The 16357-nt window shown below is 62.0% G+C and carries 13 protein-coding genes; 3 read left to right on the top strand and 10 right to left on the bottom strand.

What is annotated here, in order from left to right; genetic code table 11:
• The 3 genes from ACN6NG_RS14525 to ACN6NG_RS14515 form a co-directional block, all read right to left on the bottom strand.
• A complete protein-coding gene (locus ACN6NG_RS14525) occupies nt 1–4521 on the bottom strand; it encodes an autotransporter outer membrane beta-barrel domain-containing protein (protein WP_474314660.1) in 4521 nt (1506 codons plus the stop codon).
• Between the two features lie 93 nt (nt 4522–4614).
• On the bottom strand, nt 4615–6309 hold the full coding sequence (locus ACN6NG_RS14520; RefSeq protein WP_474314658.1) for a response regulator: 1695 nt from the start codon (nt 6307–6309) through the stop codon (nt 4615–4617).
• Between the two features lie 65 nt (nt 6310–6374).
• Nucleotides 6375–6545 (bottom strand): hypothetical protein, encoded by a 171-nt coding sequence (locus tag ACN6NG_RS14515; RefSeq protein WP_019470887.1) that lies wholly within the window; start codon nt 6543–6545, stop codon nt 6375–6377.
• 181 nt (nt 6546–6726) lie between these two features.
• Here ACN6NG_RS14515 and ACN6NG_RS14510 point away from each other — a divergent pair, with 181 nt between their 5' ends.
• The 3 genes from ACN6NG_RS14510 (at nt 6727) to ACN6NG_RS14500 (ending at nt 9794) form a co-directional block, all read left to right on the top strand.
• Complete coding sequence (locus tag ACN6NG_RS14510) at nt 6727–7146, top strand: PA0061/PA0062 family lipoprotein (protein WP_026034397.1); 420 nt, start codon at nt 6727–6729, stop codon at nt 7144–7146.
• A gap of 236 nt (nt 7147–7382) precedes the next feature.
• Nucleotides 7383–8738, top strand: a complete 1356-nt coding sequence (locus tag ACN6NG_RS14505; protein WP_155737835.1) for an MFS family transporter — start codon at nt 7383–7385, stop codon at nt 8736–8738.
• 12 nt (nt 8739–8750) lie between these two features.
• Nucleotides 8751–9794: a hydroxyacid dehydrogenase gene (locus ACN6NG_RS14500; protein WP_474314655.1), complete on the top strand. Its 1044-nt coding sequence runs from the start codon at nt 8751–8753 to the stop codon at nt 9792–9794.
• A gap of 3 nt (nt 9795–9797) precedes the next feature.
• Here the strand turns inward: ACN6NG_RS14500 and ACN6NG_RS14495 are convergent, their stop codons facing one another.
• From ACN6NG_RS14495 to ACN6NG_RS14465, 7 genes are all read right to left on the bottom strand, one after another.
• Entirely contained in the window at nt 9798–10913 is a 1116-nt protein-coding gene (locus tag ACN6NG_RS14495; protein WP_474314653.1) for an FUSC family protein, read from the bottom strand.
• Between the two features lie 50 nt (nt 10914–10963).
• Complete coding sequence (locus ACN6NG_RS14490) at nt 10964–11569, bottom strand: TetR/AcrR family transcriptional regulator (RefSeq protein WP_081237945.1); 606 nt, start codon at nt 11567–11569, stop codon at nt 10964–10966.
• Nucleotides 11570–11756: 187 nt separating this feature from the next.
• Nucleotides 11757–12575: an HpcH/HpaI aldolase/citrate lyase family protein gene (locus tag ACN6NG_RS14485; protein WP_063424296.1), complete on the bottom strand. Its 819-nt coding sequence runs from the start codon at nt 12573–12575 to the stop codon at nt 11757–11759.
• The gene (locus ACN6NG_RS14480; protein ID WP_063424295.1) at nt 12572–13414 is read right to left on the bottom strand and encodes an HTD2 family dehydratase; all 843 of its coding nucleotides are present in this window, start codon (nt 13412–13414) and stop codon (nt 12572–12574) included. Before ACN6NG_RS14480 ends, ACN6NG_RS14485 begins: the two co-directional genes overlap by 4 nt.
• Nucleotides 13415–13427: 13 nt before the next feature.
• Nucleotides 13428–14357, bottom strand: coding sequence for an electron transfer flavoprotein subunit alpha/FixB family protein (locus tag ACN6NG_RS14475; protein WP_063424294.1), 930 nt, complete (start codon nt 14355–14357; stop codon nt 13428–13430).
• On the bottom strand, nt 14357–15106 hold the full coding sequence (locus ACN6NG_RS14470; protein ID WP_474314650.1) for an electron transfer flavoprotein subunit beta/FixA family protein: 750 nt from the start codon (nt 15104–15106) through the stop codon (nt 14357–14359). Before ACN6NG_RS14470 ends, ACN6NG_RS14475 begins: the two co-directional genes overlap by 1 nt.
• A 52-nt stretch (nt 15107–15158) precedes the next feature.
• On the bottom strand, nt 15159–16355 hold the full coding sequence (locus tag ACN6NG_RS14465) for a CaiB/BaiF CoA transferase family protein (RefSeq protein WP_474314647.1): 1197 nt from the start codon (nt 16353–16355) through the stop codon (nt 15159–15161).
• Nucleotides 16356–16357 lie beyond the last annotated feature (2 nt).

Here is a 16357-nt window from a genome sequence, read left to right as displayed (position 1 = left end):
TCAGAACTTCACCTTGATCCCCAATATGCCTTCATAGCTGCGGCCTTTGCCATCAAAGGCCTTCTGGTAACCGAGCGAGCCGGTCACCGTGGTACGGCCGTTGACTTCATAGTCCACGCCGAGGTTGACCTCGCCCCAGGTGCCGCGCATGTCGTTGGTGAAGGGAATGTAACCATCGGCCGAGGAGAATTCGGTTTTCGGCTTGCTCTTGAACTCATGCCAGACGCTTGGCCGTACCCAGACGTTGGTCCGCTGCAGCTTGCCTTTGGCGTCTTCGCGGAACCAGTCCTTGTCGATACGTACGCCCAGACGCCCGGTCAGCGAGTCGATATCGTCGAAACGCACCTTGGCGGCGTCATCGTGGGCATCCTCGAAGCGCGACTTGCTGTAAACCACCTGTGCCTGCGGTTCGATGTACAACTCCTTGTCGTGATCGAGCACGAAGGGCCGGCCGACTTCCACCGATGCGGTAACACCATGGCCACGGGTTTTCAGCCGGTCCATGCCATCGGGCTGGGCCTGGGCCTTGAACCGGTGCAGCAGCAACACGCTGTCGATATAGCTGCCGCTCGGCGTGTAATGGGTCCAGTAACCCCCGAGGCTGAACGCCCGCAGGCCGTCATCGCCTGCCAGGCGGCCGTCGCTGTGGTGCAGGCTGCCATCGATGGTACCAATGCCCAGGCTGAGCCCCGCCTGGTTGGTGCGGCCCTGGGTGTCTTCGCTGCGGTACAGGTCGAGGCCGACCTGGAACGCGCGCATCTTGTAGTCGTAGTCAGCATTGCCCAGGGTGTCGTCGCCGTTGCGGTAGATCAGCCGACCCCAGCCCAGTGTTGGGCCATATTCCTGGGCGTTTTCCTCCAGCAGCGGGTCTACCGTGGCGCGGCGGCGTTCTTCGCCGACACGCTCATGCAGGGTATCGACCATGGCTCGGCTGTAGTGCAGGGCCAAGGCGGGGATGCCTTGGTACAACGAGGTTTCCGGCCGGTAGTTCGGTTCTTGTGGTGGCACTACCGGTGGTTTGACCGGTGGCTCGACGTCGGGGCCTGGATCAGGTTGAGGCACAGGTTTCGGGTTCGGGCCCGGGTCCGGGTCCGGCTTGGGATCAGGCTTGGGATCGGGGTCTGGGGCCGGGGCCGGGCCAGGTAGATCCTTGGTCGAACGCAGGTACCAGGCCTGATCATTGCTATCGTCCAGGCTGGCACGGTGCAGGGTGTACTCGTAAGGCCCGGCCTTGACCTGGTCGAGCAGGCGAAACGCCTGACTTTCGGTCATGCCGCCATTGACCGCGTCGACCACCATAATGCCGTTGCCGCTGGTCAGTGCACCGGCACCGCCGGCATTGTTGATCTGCAGGTTGGTACTGCCGCTGGCCAGGCCACCGTCCACCACCAGCCGGTCGGACGGCGAGGCGTCGTCGAACAGGTGGGTGTTCAGGGCGATGGTGCCGTTGTTGCCGGCATAGCTGTGCACATTCAGACGCTTGAACGCGTTGCCCACGGGCGCACTGAAGGCGATGAGGCTAGCGCTGTTGCTCAACTGTGTGAGGTTGGAGTCTGCGGTCATGCGCCAGATGCTGGTGTCGCGCAGCGCAACATCGGAGGTGCTGCCGGCGGCGGTGCTCGCCGAGCCGGTGACCACCGAGCCGGCCACATCTACCCGTGCCTGGCCCGCTACGTTGGCTGCGGCGCCGATATCCAGCCAGTGGCCACTGCCGCCGACGCTGCTGGCGGAAAGCGCCACGTCTGCCGGCCCATGCAGGCTCAGCGTGCCGCCGTCGACGTTGCGTAGCACGCTGTCGGCGATACGCGCCTGTGGCGTATGCAGCGAGTCCCCCTGCAATGCGAGCGCAGCGGCATCGGCGCCCGCTGCATAAAGCGTGACGCGCTCGGCATCGATGTGGCCGTCATTCTCAGCCATGGCCGCATGGGCCTGGGCGCCGCTGCTGGTGCTGCTAACGTTCTCCAGGCTGATCAAGCTTGGCACTCCAGCTCCGGACGCTTCGTTGCTCAAGCTGTATACCCCGTGAGCGGCGGTGCCGCTGGTACTGACCACCGAGTTGGTGGCGGCCAGCACACCACCGTTGACGCCCTGCAGGCCGGGGGCATTGGCACCCAAGGTCGTCACCGAGGTGTTGTCGAGGGTGAGAGTGGACTTGCGTTCGCCGACGGCGACGCTGTCCTGTTTGACCATCGCCCCCGCAGCGTTGTCGCCCAAGGTGCGCACATTCACATTGCTGGCCCACAGCCCGGCCACATACTGGTCGCCTGGCCACTCGACCAGCGAGTACAGGCCGTGGGCCGAGCGCCCTTCGGTGGTGACCGACAGGTTGTCCAGGTAGGCAACACTGCCGTCATCCACGCCCACCCCATGGGCGGAGCTGCCATAGGTGTGCACGTTGGTGCCAGTGGCCCACAGCGTGGTCGGCTTGCTAGCATCGAAACTGGGCTTGAGGGCGATACCGATAGAGCGGGTGCCGGCGCGCAGGTCGGCCTCGCCGTGGGTAGTCACCGAGCCCCCTTCGAGCCGGGCCTGGGCGCCTGTATTGAGTACCAGGCCTTCGGACTCGCCATTGCCGTGGGTGTCGATCCGCAGGTTGCGGGCGATCAGTGTGGAGGGTGCAGCATTGGCATCCTGCACGCCGCCATTGATGCGGATGCCCTGGGTGTTGTCCTTGTGGGTGGTGACCGACCCGCCGTCAACCTCCACCCGCGCCTGAGACTGGGCGTAAATACCGGTCGCTGCGGCTTTTTCAGAGATGATGTCGGTGTTGCGCAAGGTGATCTGGGAACCTGGGTCATAGGCATAGATGCCCTTGCTGGCGCTCCACACGTCTTCCTTGATGGTGAGGCGGCTGTCGGCCAGGTTGACCGCGCCGCCGCCATTGGCGACGACGCCGTGGGACAGGCCGTTGGCAGTGCCGCCGGCCAGGCCATGCATCGTGATATCGGTGTTCTCCAAGGCAATGGCGGCGCCTGCGCCTTTGGCGTAGAGGCCGTACATGCCGGCGCCGGTCACCTCGATCGAGTTGGTCGGGCCGAACAGGGCGATACTGGCGCCGGTCTCGGCATGCACCACACCTGTGCCGTTGCTTTTCACGTCGTTGAGGTTGCGGTAAACCAGCTGGCTGCTGCCCAGGGCTATCGCACCGCCAGCTTCTGCCCTGGCTGCGCTGGTGTTGCTGCCGGCTACTGAGACCTTCACGCCCTGGCCGTCGATGCGGCTGTCTGTGCCCTGTGCCAGCAGCCCGTGGGCGCTGCCGGCACTTGTGGTGATTTGCACGGTATCCAGGCTGATCTCCCCACCTTGGGTCGCCCGTGCGCCTTGGGCCACATTGCCGCTGGTGGTGATCTGCAGCTGCTGAGCGGCGATGGTGCTGCCCGGGCCGTTCGCGCTCAGTCCATGACTTCCGGTTGCCGAGCTGTTCCCGCCCTGGGTGTTGATGGCGGTGCCGTGCACCTGCGCCGTGCCGCCATTGTTAGCCAGCACCCCAACACCGCCGGTGCCCTTGGTGTCGATGCGACCGCCGCTGAGTTGCAACTTGCTGCCGGCACCGTCCACGGATACGGCGGCGGCATTGCTGGCCAAGGTTTCCAAGCTGCTATCCACGACCTGCGCCTGGCCTGTACTGTCGACCCTTATGGCGTTGGCGCCAATACCGGCAGTGTTGACCGAGATACGGTCGGCGCTGATCATGCTGCCCACACCTTCAGCGTGCAGGCCATGGCTGGCCGTCGTGGTGCTGCTGGCGCCGTTGGTCTGCACCTGGGTGCCAGCGCTCAGGTAAACCTGCCCGCCGTCAGTGGCCAGTACGCCACGAGAACCCTTGGAGACGGTACTGACGCTGCCGCCGCTGAAATCCACTCGGCTACCCGCATCGCGAGCGAGAAGGCCGGTATTGTTGCTGCCTGACGCCCCTCCGCCCAAGGTCACTGCCGCGTCGGTGAGGTCAAGCTTGCCGCCGCGCTCGGCGGCTGCGCCGGTCAGGTTGTTGGCCGTGATCGCGACATTGCTGGTGTTCAGCGGTACCAGGCTAACCCGTGCAGCGCGCGCCTCGATCACGCCACCATCGGCTGCATGCAGGCCGCGCTGGCCGCTAGCGGTAGCAGCAGTGGTCGAGGCGCTGTCCACCGTGCCACGGTCAAAACTGATCACGCTGCCTGCCAGGGCTTGCACGCCAGTGCTGTTGGCGGCGCGCAGGACGATCGATTCATCATCGTGGGTACCGCTGGTGCCCACACCGACACCGCCAGCAGTGCTCACCGTGGCGCCAAGGAGAAACGCCTGCGGTGCGGTCTGCACCGCCTGCAGGGCAATCTGCAGGTAATACGGCGGTGGATTGCTGACCGCGGGAAGCTGATCGATATCGAGCGCCACGCTCGAGAGGGGTTTCGAGCCTCTGGCCTGGGCCTCTGCCACGTTGGCCTGAAACAGGCCAGCAATGACCACGCTGATCGCATAGGCTAGCTTGTTGCGGCGCAGCCTGGCGAACAGGCCGGCCGCGTGGTTGTTGTGGGTGTTCATGGTAAAGACCCTGCTAGGAGGAGATAGGCAGAGTCTTCGCTTGCAGGGCCGCGCGGTCTGTCGTGGCGCCCTGAATGTCGTGTAGTGCGATCCCTACAGAGACCCGGCGCGATCCAGGTGCAGGCTGAGCCGCGCCAGTGGCTCGCCTTGATCGAGCAGGTCGAACCTGCCGCCCATCATGTGCGCCAGGCGTCGGCACAATGAGGCTTGCGCCGTTGCCGCGTCGGCGAGAGCAGGGGGAGGGCGCGACGCCTCGTTCGACGTAAGGGTCAGCGCCCATTCCAGCTTGCCTTGCGCCAGCCATTGCCCACGTGCGGTCAATGCTTGCGATGTCGCCCCGCATTGGCCGCCATGGCGCAACATTTCACGCAGCAATTGACGGTAGCGGGATACATCGACCCAGGCGTTGAAGTCCGGGCCGTCAGTGAAAACCTGTACATCGAAGCCCAATTCACCGGCCAGGGCCTGGCAAAGTTGCCGGGTGATGGCCTGCAGGGGCGTCGATCGGGGCGAGAGCAGGTGTTCGCCATTTTCCAGGCGCGCCAGGTCCAGCAGCGCCTGCAGGTCTTGCTGAAGGTGGGTGAGGGTGTGCCGGGCGCCGGCCAGTACCTCATCGCTTCCTTCCTGCGCCTGCTCCAACTGTTGCGACAGGGCTTCGAGCGTGCCCAAGCTCCGCTTGCCCACATCGACCAGAAACCGCCGGTGGCGATCCTGTACCGCGATCAGCTTGTGGTTGGCTTCCTTGAGCAACAGCAGCTGGTGCTCATGTTGGCTGATGTCCACGCCCGTGCAGATCATCCCCAGCAGTGCGCCGGCGTGATCATGGTAGGGCGCGCCCCAGTGCAGCAGCGAGCGCATCGGCGGGCCTTGGAGCACAAGGTGGCGAAAGTAGGGTTCCCCGTCCAGGTAGGCCCGGCGATAGGTGTGGTGCAGCTCCAGGGCTTGTTCAGGGCTCAAGCTGATGCTATCGGTGATGCGGCTGCCCAGCTGGGCCGTTTCGCTTATGGCATGGAAGCTGAAGAATGCACGGTTACCCGCCAGCAGCCGGCTCTCGGCATCGCGCAGGCTGACTGCCAGTTGCAGGTCATCGAATTTGGCATGGAACTGTTCGCTCAGTGGCTGCCGGGGGTCGCTGCTCAGTTGCGGCAGCACCTGCGGCACTTGGCCGAGCAAGTGGTTGCGCCACGCCAGTTCGAGCAGTTCGGCCAGTGAGCCGACGTTGAGCTTTTCGAGCAGCCGGGTCTTGTAGGTGCTGACGGTACGGTCGCTGAGCGCCAGCTCCGAGGCGATGCGCTTGATGCTGCTGCCGCTGGCCAGATAGCGTAGAACAGTCATCTCACGCGCCGAAAGGCTAGCCAACTGGACCTTTTCGTCCTGAGGGCCGCCCTTGGTCAAGCTGTCCAGGGCTTGGCTGGGGAAGTAGCTGTGGCCGCCCAGCACGCTGGCGACGGCGCTGAGCAGCTCATCGAGTGATTGCTGCTTGCCGATGAAGCCCGAACTGCCTGCTTGCAGGCTCAGCCCGGCGAAGTGTTCGGTGTCCTGCGCCGTGAGTACCAGCGTGCGACTCTTGCTGCCTGCCTGACGCAGGCGCCGCAGCAGCTCCAGGCCACCGAGGCGCGGCAGGGCCAGCTCGAGGATTAGCAGGTCCGGGCGCTGCAGCAGCGTTTCCTGCAACGCTGACGGGCCGTCGGCGCATTCTGCCGTTACCTGATGGCCCACGGACTCGAGCATCGCCCGTAACGCCTGGCGGGCCAGCGGCTGCTCGTCGGCGATGAGTATCCGTTTCATTCATCCCGCTCTTGTGCCGGCTAATGTGCGATGCAGTGTAGTGCGGCTGCGCAAGGAGTGACCGGTCAGGCCAGAAACTCCGAATCTGCAGGGCAAGCCGGCTGCTTGTCCTGCTGGATGTTGCTGTACACGGCAACCCCGCACACGCAAGCCAGGCCGACACTGGCAAGCAGGATATCGCCCAGCAACATGCCTGCGACCAACACCAGCACGCTGATGCGAAAGAGGGTTGTCATGACTGCCTCCGATGCAGTTCGATATCAGAACCCTGACCATACCGGCGCAGCCGAAATTGTGCAGCCCACTTGCGCGCCTGCGGCCGTGTTTACCTGTGAAATGGCAGAACGGACCTATTAGGCAGGGTATGGAATGCTGGTTGGCGGTATCCTGAAAGCCCCAGCCCCAGGTGCACCGATCATGCGCACAATGATGCTTTTATTGGCAATCACGGCAGTTACCGGTTGCCAGTCGCCGCTGCCAAGCGCCAATCCGCAGATGGCCTGGGTCGATTTCTCGGTGCCATTTCCCAATGACAGGTTACTGATGGCCGAGCGGCTGGATAAGCAACGGTTGAGCGACGGGCGCTTCTTTCAAGTGAGCCCGGGCAGCCATGAGCTGATCGTCAGGTTCGATTATGAAGTGGGCGGTGGCGGGGGGCTGAGCCTGATGGGCGGCACCACTGTGCGCGAATGCTACCTGACGGTCCCTTACGCCAACTTCCAGGCAGGCCAGCGCTATGTGCTGGAGGGGAGGTCGATGGCGCTCACACCCGAGGCGCGGTTGTACGATGCCAAGGGGGAGGTGGTTGCAGAGGTCAGCGAGTTCTATTGCCTGTAAGGGGCAGGGCTTCCTGCAACACGTGGTAGAGCGAGCAGGCGTTCGGCTGTGTGCTTAGTGGCAAGCACAAAGTTGCCCTTATATCAGCCCGGCTTGGTTTGTTTGAAGTAAACGGCCATGCCCGCAAGGCATAGCTGTTAGATCTGCGGCAGGTCTTCCGTCACACCATCGCTGTGCAAAGCTGTACCCGAGTTGGCAAAACAATAACAACAAGGGTAGCGATCATGAATGCAGATATGAGCACGGCTCGTCCGTTGACTCGCAAAGAGCGTACAACTGCAATTGTAGGTGTCTGTTCCGGCAACCTGGTGGAGTGGTACGACTTCTTCATCTATGCCTACACATCAATCTATTTCGCCTCACTGTTCTTTCCGGCGGGCGATCAGACCAGCCAGCTATTAGCCACCGCTGGTATTTTTGCGGTCGGTTTCTTCATGCGCCCGCTGGGTGGCTGGATATTCGGTTACATCGCCGATACGCGTGGTCGCAAGATATCGATGATCATCTCCGTGTTCATGATGTGCGGTGGGTCATTGATGATCGCTGTCATGCCAACTTACGCCACTGTCGGTGTCGCGGCGCCGGTCCTGTTGGTGGTCGCCCGCTTGATGCAAGGGCTATCGGTCGGTGCAGAGTATGGCACCGGCGCGACCTACATCAGTGAGGTCTCACGCGCTGGGCGCCGCTCGTTCTACGGCTCGTTCCAGTACATGACCATTATCGCAGGGCAACTGCTGGCGCTGTTGACGGTGGCAGTGCTGCAACTGGTGCTGTCCGAACAGGACCTGAAAGCCTGGGGTTGGCGAGTGCCGTTCCTGATCGGCGCGCTGGCCTCGATCGTGGTGGTGTACCTGCGCCGGACCATGCGCGAAACAGCCACTGCGCAAGGTATGAAGAGCAAGGAGGCGGGTTCGCTCAGGGGCCTCATGCAACACAAGCGCGCTGTACTGCTGACTTTCACCATTACCATCGGTTGTTCTCTGTACTTCTATACTTTCACGGCCTACATGCAGAAATTCCTGGTGGTCAGCGTCGGTATTCCGGCACCGACAGTGAGCATCATCATGGCTTCGGCGCTGGTGATCTTCATGTTTGCCCAGCCGGTTTTCGGCATGCTTGCGGACAAGATCGGCGTACGCCGCAACATGATTATTTTCGGTCTGCTGTCCACGTTCCTGGTCATACCCCTGTTGTCAGCGATCAAGTCTGTTCAGGACCCGCTGAGTGCATTCGCGCTGGTGGTCGCCGGGTTGCTCATTGCAGCCTTCTATACGCCGGTTACTGGCGTGCTGAAAGCAGACTTCTACCCGCCAACCGTTCGGGCCCTTGGTGTAGGGCTGCCTTATGCGGTAGGTGCTGCAATGTTCGGGGGTTCCGCTGAATACGTAGCACTGAGCTTCCGCTCGCTGGGCATGGAGCAGTACTTCTATCTGTATGTCGCTGCTATCGCTGCCATCACCCTCGTTTCCTCCCTGTTAATGCCAGACCTCTCCAGACATGGTTACCTGGATGGCGATGGCAAGGTCGAGGAGAACATTGGGGTGCGCAAGTTCATGGGACGCAAATCCACGCCATCCCACATCAGCCATTGAGATGAGGCGAGCATGAATAGCGAAGTGAAGAAGATCGTACGCTTCGACGTCTGGTACCACCCGGTGATGGCCCAGACGCTCGAAGCCTCAGCCGATGTGGTGTTGCAAACCGTACCTCGTGACCAGGCGCCCGGGCTGATCATGCAAGCGCTGCGCAGTTGCCAGGTCTACCAGGTGCCATCCGCACGCGATGAGCTGCCACCTGCATGGCATGTGACGGAACGTTTACTCAACCAACTGCCAAACCTGCTCTGTGTCTCAACCAATGGCGCCGGTTATGACACCGTCGACGTCGATGCCTGCACCCGTGCCGGAGTTCTGGTGGTGAACCAGTCCGGTGCCAATGCCCAATCGGTAGCGGAGGCAACCATCGGACTGATGCTCGACAGTGCGCGGCGCATCAGTGAATCGGATCGGCGGTTGCGCAGGGACCGAGGTTTCTCTCGCGAAGATTTGATGGGCTTCGAACTCTCAGGGAAAACGCTGGGTCTGGTCGGTATCGGTGAGATAGGTACACGGGTAGCGAGTATCGCCCAGGCCCTGGGCATGCGGGTCATCGCCCATGATCCGTTATTGACAAGCGACCAGATCAATCAACGGGGCGCAACAGGCTGCGAACTGGGGGCGCTTTTGCAGCAGAGTGATGTCGTGTCGTTACATTGCCCCCGCCTGGCTTCGACGCTGAACATGATGAACGCAACAACGTTTGCGTCGATGCGCAAGGGCGCCATTTTCATCAATACGGCGCGTGGCGGCCTGCATGACGAGGCCGCACTTTATGCGGCGCTGGCCTGTGACCACCTTGGGGGGGCGGGTATCGACGTCTGGGACGAAGAGCCGCCAGCCCTCGATCATCCATTGCTTGGGCTTGATAACGTGGTAGGCCTTTATCACACCGCAGGTGTAACCCGCGAGGCCCGTCTGCGCATGGGGCTATGGGCAGCGGAGCAAATACTGCAGGTGCTGCGCGGCGAGGAGGGGCCACGTATGGTCAATCCTCAAGTGTTTCCAGCCTATCGACAACGGCTGCAGGCCAGTAATCATTCGTCAGCCTAGGGTTCATCGGGACGCGCCCTGGCGGATCAACTGATTCGCCAGGCGTATTACGCCGATCAGGACGAAACCTGCCAACACCCCCTCCAAGCGGATGAACCCGGGCGCAGGGCTGACGTTGACGTAAGTATCAGGCACCATCACTACCAGATACACGAGGGAAAATTGGGTGCCGGCGTAAGCGTATGAGCGGTTGCTGTTCTCGATGTGCCGCCCGACCATCACGCCGATGCACATTGCCAGGGTCATGGCGATCCAGTTCGAGCCTACCAGCCATAAAGCCAGCCCCGCACAGGCAGCGCCCGCGCAGCAGCCTGCCAGGCGATGAACATTGCGCAGCGTGACTGCGCGGCTACCTGGCAAAAGCGCCCCTGGTGGCACCATCATCACGGCCATGACGGTGATAGCTGCCTGGCTCAACCCCCCCACGTCCAGCCAGATACCCAAGGAAGGGATCAACGCCAACGCCAGGCCTGCCTGCAGCACATGACCTAGCAGGCAACGGTCAAGGTCCGGTTCGCTCACGCGCGCGCCAGATCGGGAAGATAACGCGCCATCGGGAAACATCTTGCGTACAGTCCGGCCGGACAGCATGGCTACGAACCAGCAGGCAAGGGTGCCGCATGCCACTTCCTCCAGGCGGGTTCTGGCTATATCGATCACGGATGGGCCGCCCGTCGCGTCAAATCCGGAGATAGCCACCATGGCGAATGTCAGTCCGGCAAACAGCCAGGCGTAACCATGCTCATGGCGGATGGCGCACCACAGCGTGCCTGCGCCGACCAGCCCTATGACGGGACCAAGCCAATGCACGCTTATTTGCATTTGAGTCAGTAGCGCTGCTGCGGCCAAGCCGCCTGCGGCAGTGCCGATGATCCGGAGCCCGCCACGGTAAACGCAGTCGTGCAGACTTGAACGCATCACCATGTAGCCACTGAAAGCAGCCCAGCCGACATTATCGACAGCCAGATAATGCGCCATGCCGATAGCCAACAACACGGATAGCAGCGTCTCCGCTTCGTCCAGCAAGCGTTGGGGGAGGCGGTCCGGGCTGGAGAACTCTTTACGGATCCCCTGGGTGAACTGCGCGAAGCTCGACCACAGCGTGAATCTGAATGGCATGATCTAGGTCCTGATCCGTTCCGTCCGGGGGTGCTTGCAGACAGGATAGGTCAAGGATGATTGCGGTGGCCCGAGCACCAGAGCGCGTGTTGGTGAGGTCGCAGCAATGCATTGCACGCCTGCAGGATGTGCTCCTGGATCCAGGTTTCATCGAAAGGCGCCTTGCTGAGCCGCAGGCTGTTGGCGCTTTCGATAATCGCAATGATCGCCACCGATGCTTTGGAGGGGGCGTCCACGCGGTACTGGCCTGTCGCACAACCTTTCTGAATGATGCATTCCACTGGCTGGGCCAGCCGTGCACTCGCCCGGTCCAGCCAGCGCCGGTGGCTGGCTTCAAGGTGCCTGACCTCGTGTCGCAGGATCAAATCTTCCTGTGGGACGGTGACTTGCCGATCGAGTGAGAAACACACATAACCCTTCAGGTCGCGTGGGCATACGCTCTCATGCCACGCCTGAAGACGTTTTTCGACGATGTCCAGGACCACATTGAGCAGGAGATCCTGTTTGCAGTCGACGTGATGGTAAAGGCTGCCTGGGAGTATTCCGACACGTTGCGCCAGTTTTCGCATGGTCATGGCGGTATAGCCTATTTCAACCATCAGCTCTGACGCGGCCTGCATGACAGGTGGAGGGCATGTACGGGCGGCGTCAACCATACGCCGGCAACCTGGATAGGGCACGCAGCAGCCGGCAGATCAAGCGTTTGCAGCACTTGCGCGGTGGCAGGGCTGCGCCATTCATCAACCACATACGGCACCTCTTCGACGGGTGCCCCCGATACAGATTACCCCTGCGCGTCAGAACAGTGGTCGCGTGCTGAAACGGGAGCATGAACTGAACCCTTCAACCCGCCTGTAGCAAGATTGCCCGGGCACGCAGGATCACCGGAGCGTCGACCATCTGGCCATCAAGGGTGAATACGCCGGCGCCAGCTTCGGCCTGCTCGACCACCCGTCGAGCCCAATCCAGCTCGTGATGCGAGGGCTTCAGGGCATCGTGGATCACCTTGACCTGGCTTGGGTGGATGCACAAGGCGCCGCCAAAGCCCATGTCCCGTGCAAACCGGACTTGACGCTGCAAGCCGTCGATATCCTGGATGGCGGGGAACACACCGTCCAAGGGCGCTGCCAGTCCCGCGACACGGCTATGTAGCAGCACTGCGTAACGGGCATGCCCCAGCACGTGCTCGGCTGCTGCGCTACCCGAGCTGAGGCCAAGGTCCAGGCCCAGGTCCAGGCTGCCGAATGACAACCTGTCTACGCCAGCCGCTGCCGCCAGGGATGGTAGGGCAGCCAGGCCCTTGGCGCTTTCGATGATTGGCCACACCGCTTTGCCAGTGGCATGGGCGCGATCAATCTGGTCGACGCTTTCAGCCTTCGGCAGCAGAATGCCGATGACCCCGGCATGACGCCGGCAAAGCGACAGGTCAGCCTCGTGGGCCCAATGACCAGGCGCATTCACCCGTACCAGCACCTTGGCCTGCGGATGATCGTCGAGGAACTGGTCGAGATTGTTGCGCGCCTGCTCCTTCAGCGTCTCTTCCACAGCATCCTCAAGGTCGACAATGACCCGGTCCGCACCACTGGCCAATGCTTTCGGAATGCGTTCTGGGCGAGTCGCGGGAACGAAAAGCGCGCTACGGACTACGGGTTGTTGTGTCATTGGCGTGCCTCCTGGACGAATTCGATCTCGCCGACCTGGGCCTGACCTGCCTGATTGCCAGCCCAGACCTGGGCTTTACCCTCACCGATCAATCGGCCACCGACCTCGAACGCGTCAGGGCAGATCAAGGGACGAACACCACGGAAGCTGAATCGACGCACTGTCAATTGCGGGTTCGCCCGTACGAATGCTTGCACGTTCAGCGTTGCGATCAGGGGGCCGTGCACCACCAGGCCAGGGTAACCTTCGGTTTCGGTCACATAAGGCCAATCATAGTGAATGCGGTGGCCGTTGAACGTCACCGCCGAATAGCGGAACAGCAGCGTCGGGCTTGGCTGAACGTGAAGATGCCAGTCTCCCTGCGGCATCGGCTCGGTTCCGCCCAGTTTGGGTGGCGATGGCTCACGATAAACGATGTCCTGTTCCTCGATGAGCGCCCGCTGGCCGTCTTGCACGTACTCATGTTGTACCGTGACAAACAGCAAGGACCCCGTACGCCCATGCTTTTCCTGAACGTTGAGGATGGTCGAGCGGCGAGATACCTGGGCATCCACGCGCAGCGGGTGCAGGAACTCCAGGCGACCACCTGCCCACATGCGGTTGCGGTTATCCGCCGGGGGCAAGAAGCCGCCTCGCGCGGGATGGCCGTCCCCGCCGAGCCCGGAGTGCTCGACGGCGTCCTGGAAGAATGCCCAGTGCCAGAGTTCGGGCAGGGGGGCACCCGGAGCTGGCGCTGGCTCACTCAGGGTTGCGGCAATACGTTTTACCAGGTTATGGCTGATGCAATCGTGCACGGTCTCACTGCGACCGATCCAGGTTTCAGGTGCTGATGGGGTCATTGTTTTTGTCCTGTTACAGCGTGGAGGTGAGTGCTGGCACGATATCGAACAAGTCGCCGACCAGTCCGTAATCGGCCACCTGGAAGATCGGCGCTTCTTCATCCTTGTTGATCGCGACAATCACCTTGGATTCCTTCATGCCGGCCAAATGCTGGATCGCGCCGGAGATACCGACCGCGATGTACAGCTGCGGGGCCACGATCTTGCCGGTCTGGCCGACCTGCATGTCGTTGGGAACAAAGCCTGCGTCTACTGCCGCGCGTGATGCCCCAACTGCCGCGCCGAGCTTGTCGGCCAGGCGGTACAGGTGGCTGAAGTTGTCACCGTTGCCCATGCCGCGGCCACCGGAAACAACAATGTCTGCCGCAGTCAGCTCGGGGCGATCGGACGTGGCCAGTTCTTCGCCGACGAACGCCGATATGCCTGTATCACGGGCGCCAGCCAATGCCACGATCGGCGCACTACCGCCTTCTGCCGGCAGGGCCTCAAAGCCGGTGGATCGAACGGTGATGACTTTGACTGCGGCGTTCGACTGCACGGTGGCGATGGCGTTGCCCGCATAGATCGGGCGCTTGAAGGTATCGGCAGACTCGACCGAAATGATTTCGGAGATCTGATCGACATCCAGCAACGCTGCCACCCGTGGCAGGATGTTTTTGCCGTTGCTGGTGGCAGGGGCGAGTACATGGCTGAAGTCGCGACCCAGGTTGGCCACCAACGGCGCAACATTTTCCGGGAGCTGGCGCGCGTAGGCAGCGTCGTCTGCCATTAGCACCTTACTCACTCCAGCGATCTGCGCAGCCGCGAAAGCGACACCGGAAACGTCCAGCCCCGCGACCAGGACCACGACTTCCCCTCCGATCTGGCGGGCTGCAGCCAGAGTATTCAAGGTCGGCGCGGCGAGTGTGTGATTGTCGTGTTCAGCTACTACCAGGATAGACATCAGATTACCTTCGCTTCGTTCTTCAGCTTCTCGACCAGTTCGGCCACCGACTTGACCTTGATACCCGCGCTGCGCGCAGCTGGCGCTTCGACTTTCAGGGTCGTGTTGGTGGAGGCGAGGGAAACGCCGAGGTCGTCAGGCTTGACGGTCTCCAGCGGCTTCTTCTTGGCCTTCATGATGTTCGGCAGCGACGCATAGCGTGGCTCGTTCAGGCGCAGGTCGGTGGTGACGATGGCTGGCAGGTTCAGCGACACGGTCTGCAAGCCGCCATCGATTTCACGAGTGACGTTCAGCTTGTCGCCAGCAACGATGACCTTGGAGGCGAAGGTGCCCTGGGCGTAGCCGGTCAGCGCGGCCAGCATCTGGCCGGTCTGGTTGTTGTCGCTGTCGATGGCCTGCTTGCCAAGGATGACCAGCTGCGGCTGCTCCTTGTCGACAACGGCTTTCAGCGCCTTGGCCACAGCCAGGGAGTTCAGCTCGTCAGCGGCTTCTACCAGGAGGGCACGGTCGGCACCCAGTGCCAGGGCGGTACGCAGTTGCTCCTGGGCGGCGGGCGGGCCCACGGAGACGACCACGATCTCGCTTGCCACGCCTTTTTCCTTCAGGCGTACGGCTTCTTCCACGGCGATTTCGCAGAAGGGGTTCATGGACATCTTGACGTTTGCAAGGTCGACGCCGGCGTTGTCCGCCTTGACGCGGACTTTGACGTTGTAATCGACCACACGTTTGATAGCGACCAGCACTTTCATAAGCAGTAATACTCTGTTCTTGAGCTCTCACAACAGGCGGTAATAAGAGGGGTCAGATGACCCCTGAAGCGCGCAGCTGTTGAATTCGTTCATGCGTCAGGCCAAGTTCGGCAAGGATACTTTCGCTGTGCTCGCCAAGCGCGGGCACCGGGCCCATGCGGGGTGCAAAGGCATTGCTGGTGGCGGGCGGGAGCAGGCTGGGAACGCTGCCTGCGGCCGTGTCGATGCGCCGCCAGCGGTCTCGGGCTTTTAGTTGTGGGTGCTCCCAGACACCCTGCATATCGTTAACCTTGGCGTTGGCAATGCTGGCCTGGTCCAGCCGCTGAATAACGGTATCGAAGCTCAATGGGGCGAAAGCCTCGATGATCAACGCTCGCAGGGCGTCACGGTTGGCCACGCGTTTGAAGTTGGCAGAAAACCGATCATCATCCGCAAGCTCTGGCCGGATCAGCACACGCTCGCAGAACAGCTGCCACTCCCGTTCGTTCTGCAGGCCGAGCATCACGGTGCTGCCATCGCCAATAGGGAATGGGCCGTATGGATAGATCGTGGCGTGCGCTGCACCAGCGCGAGGCGGTGGCGGGGCACCCTCGTAGGCGTAATAGAGCGGGTAATTCATCCACTCCACCAGGCTCTCCAACATCGAAACTTCAACGTGGCTGCCGATGCCGGTTTTTTCCCGCAACAGTACGGCCGAGAGGACGCCCGTATAGGCATACATACCGGCAGCGATATCAGCTATCGAGTTGCCCGCCTTGGCCATCCCGTCTTCGCCGGGCCCACCGGTGACCGAAAGAAAACCGCCTTCGCTCTGGATCAGCAGGTCATAGGCTTTTTTCTGCTCGTAGGGGCCCCCAGCGCCATAGCCGGAGATGTCGCAGACGATGAGCCGCGGGAAGCGCTCGTGCAATTGCTCGAAGCTCAACCCAAGGCGGGCGGCCGCGCCTGGCGCCAGGTTCTGCACCAGCACATCGGCTTGCTCCAGTAGCTGGTCAAGGATGTCCCCGGCGATATCCTGCTTGAGGTCAAGGGCCAGGCTTTCTTTCGAGCGGTTGGTCCAGACGAAATGCGAGGCCAGGCCGTTGACCCGCTGATCGTAACCACGGGCGAAGTCGCCACTGCCCGGGCGTTCGACCTTGATCACCCGGGCGCCCAGGTCAGCCAGCTGACGGGTACAGAAGGGCGCTGCGATCGCATGTTCGAGGCTGATGACGGTAATGCCGTCAAGTGGGCGAATGGGCTGACTCATGA

Source organism: Pseudomonas sp. TSO6 (genome assembly GCF_056098905.1).
The sequence above is the reverse complement of the archived record's forward strand: the minus strand, read 5'-3'. Positions and strand labels throughout refer to the sequence as shown.

Bases quoted from the DNA above. Each gene is read 5' to 3' on its own strand.
- ACN6NG_RS14525 (WP_474314660.1), bottom strand. From the start codon at position 4,521: ATGAACACCCACAACAACCACGCGGCCGGCCTGTTCGCCAGGCTGCGC.
- ACN6NG_RS14520 (WP_474314658.1), bottom strand. From the start codon at position 6,309: ATGAAACGGATACTCATCGCCGACGAGCAGCCGCTGGCCCGCCAGGCG.
- ACN6NG_RS14515 (WP_019470887.1), bottom strand. From the start codon at position 6,545: ATGACAACCCTCTTTCGCATCAGCGTGCTGGTGTTGGTCGCAGGCATG.
- ACN6NG_RS14510 (WP_026034397.1), top strand. From the start codon at position 6,727: ATGCGCACAATGATGCTTTTATTGGCAATCACGGCAGTTACCGGTTGC.
- ACN6NG_RS14505 (WP_155737835.1), top strand. From the start codon at position 7,383: ATGAGCACGGCTCGTCCGTTGACTCGCAAAGAGCGTACAACTGCAATT.
- ACN6NG_RS14500 (WP_474314655.1), top strand. From the start codon at position 8,751: ATGAATAGCGAAGTGAAGAAGATCGTACGCTTCGACGTCTGGTACCAC.
- ACN6NG_RS14495 (WP_474314653.1), bottom strand. From the start codon at position 10,913: ATGCCATTCAGATTCACGCTGTGGTCGAGCTTCGCGCAGTTCACCCAG.
- ACN6NG_RS14490 (WP_081237945.1), bottom strand. From the start codon at position 11,569: ATGGTTGACGCCGCCCGTACATGCCCTCCACCTGTCATGCAGGCCGCG.
- ACN6NG_RS14485 (WP_063424296.1), bottom strand. From the start codon at position 12,575: ATGACACAACAACCCGTAGTCCGTAGCGCGCTTTTCGTTCCCGCGACT.
- ACN6NG_RS14480 (WP_063424295.1), bottom strand. From the start codon at position 13,414: ATGACCCCATCAGCACCTGAAACCTGGATCGGTCGCAGTGAGACCGTG.
- ACN6NG_RS14475 (WP_063424294.1), bottom strand. From the start codon at position 14,357: ATGTCTATCCTGGTAGTAGCTGAACACGACAATCACACACTCGCCGCG.
- ACN6NG_RS14470 (WP_474314650.1), bottom strand. From the start codon at position 15,106: ATGAAAGTGCTGGTCGCTATCAAACGTGTGGTCGATTACAACGTCAAA.
- ACN6NG_RS14465 (WP_474314647.1), bottom strand. From the start codon at position 16,355: ATGAGTCAGCCCATTCGCCCACTTGACGGCATTACCGTCATCAGCCTC.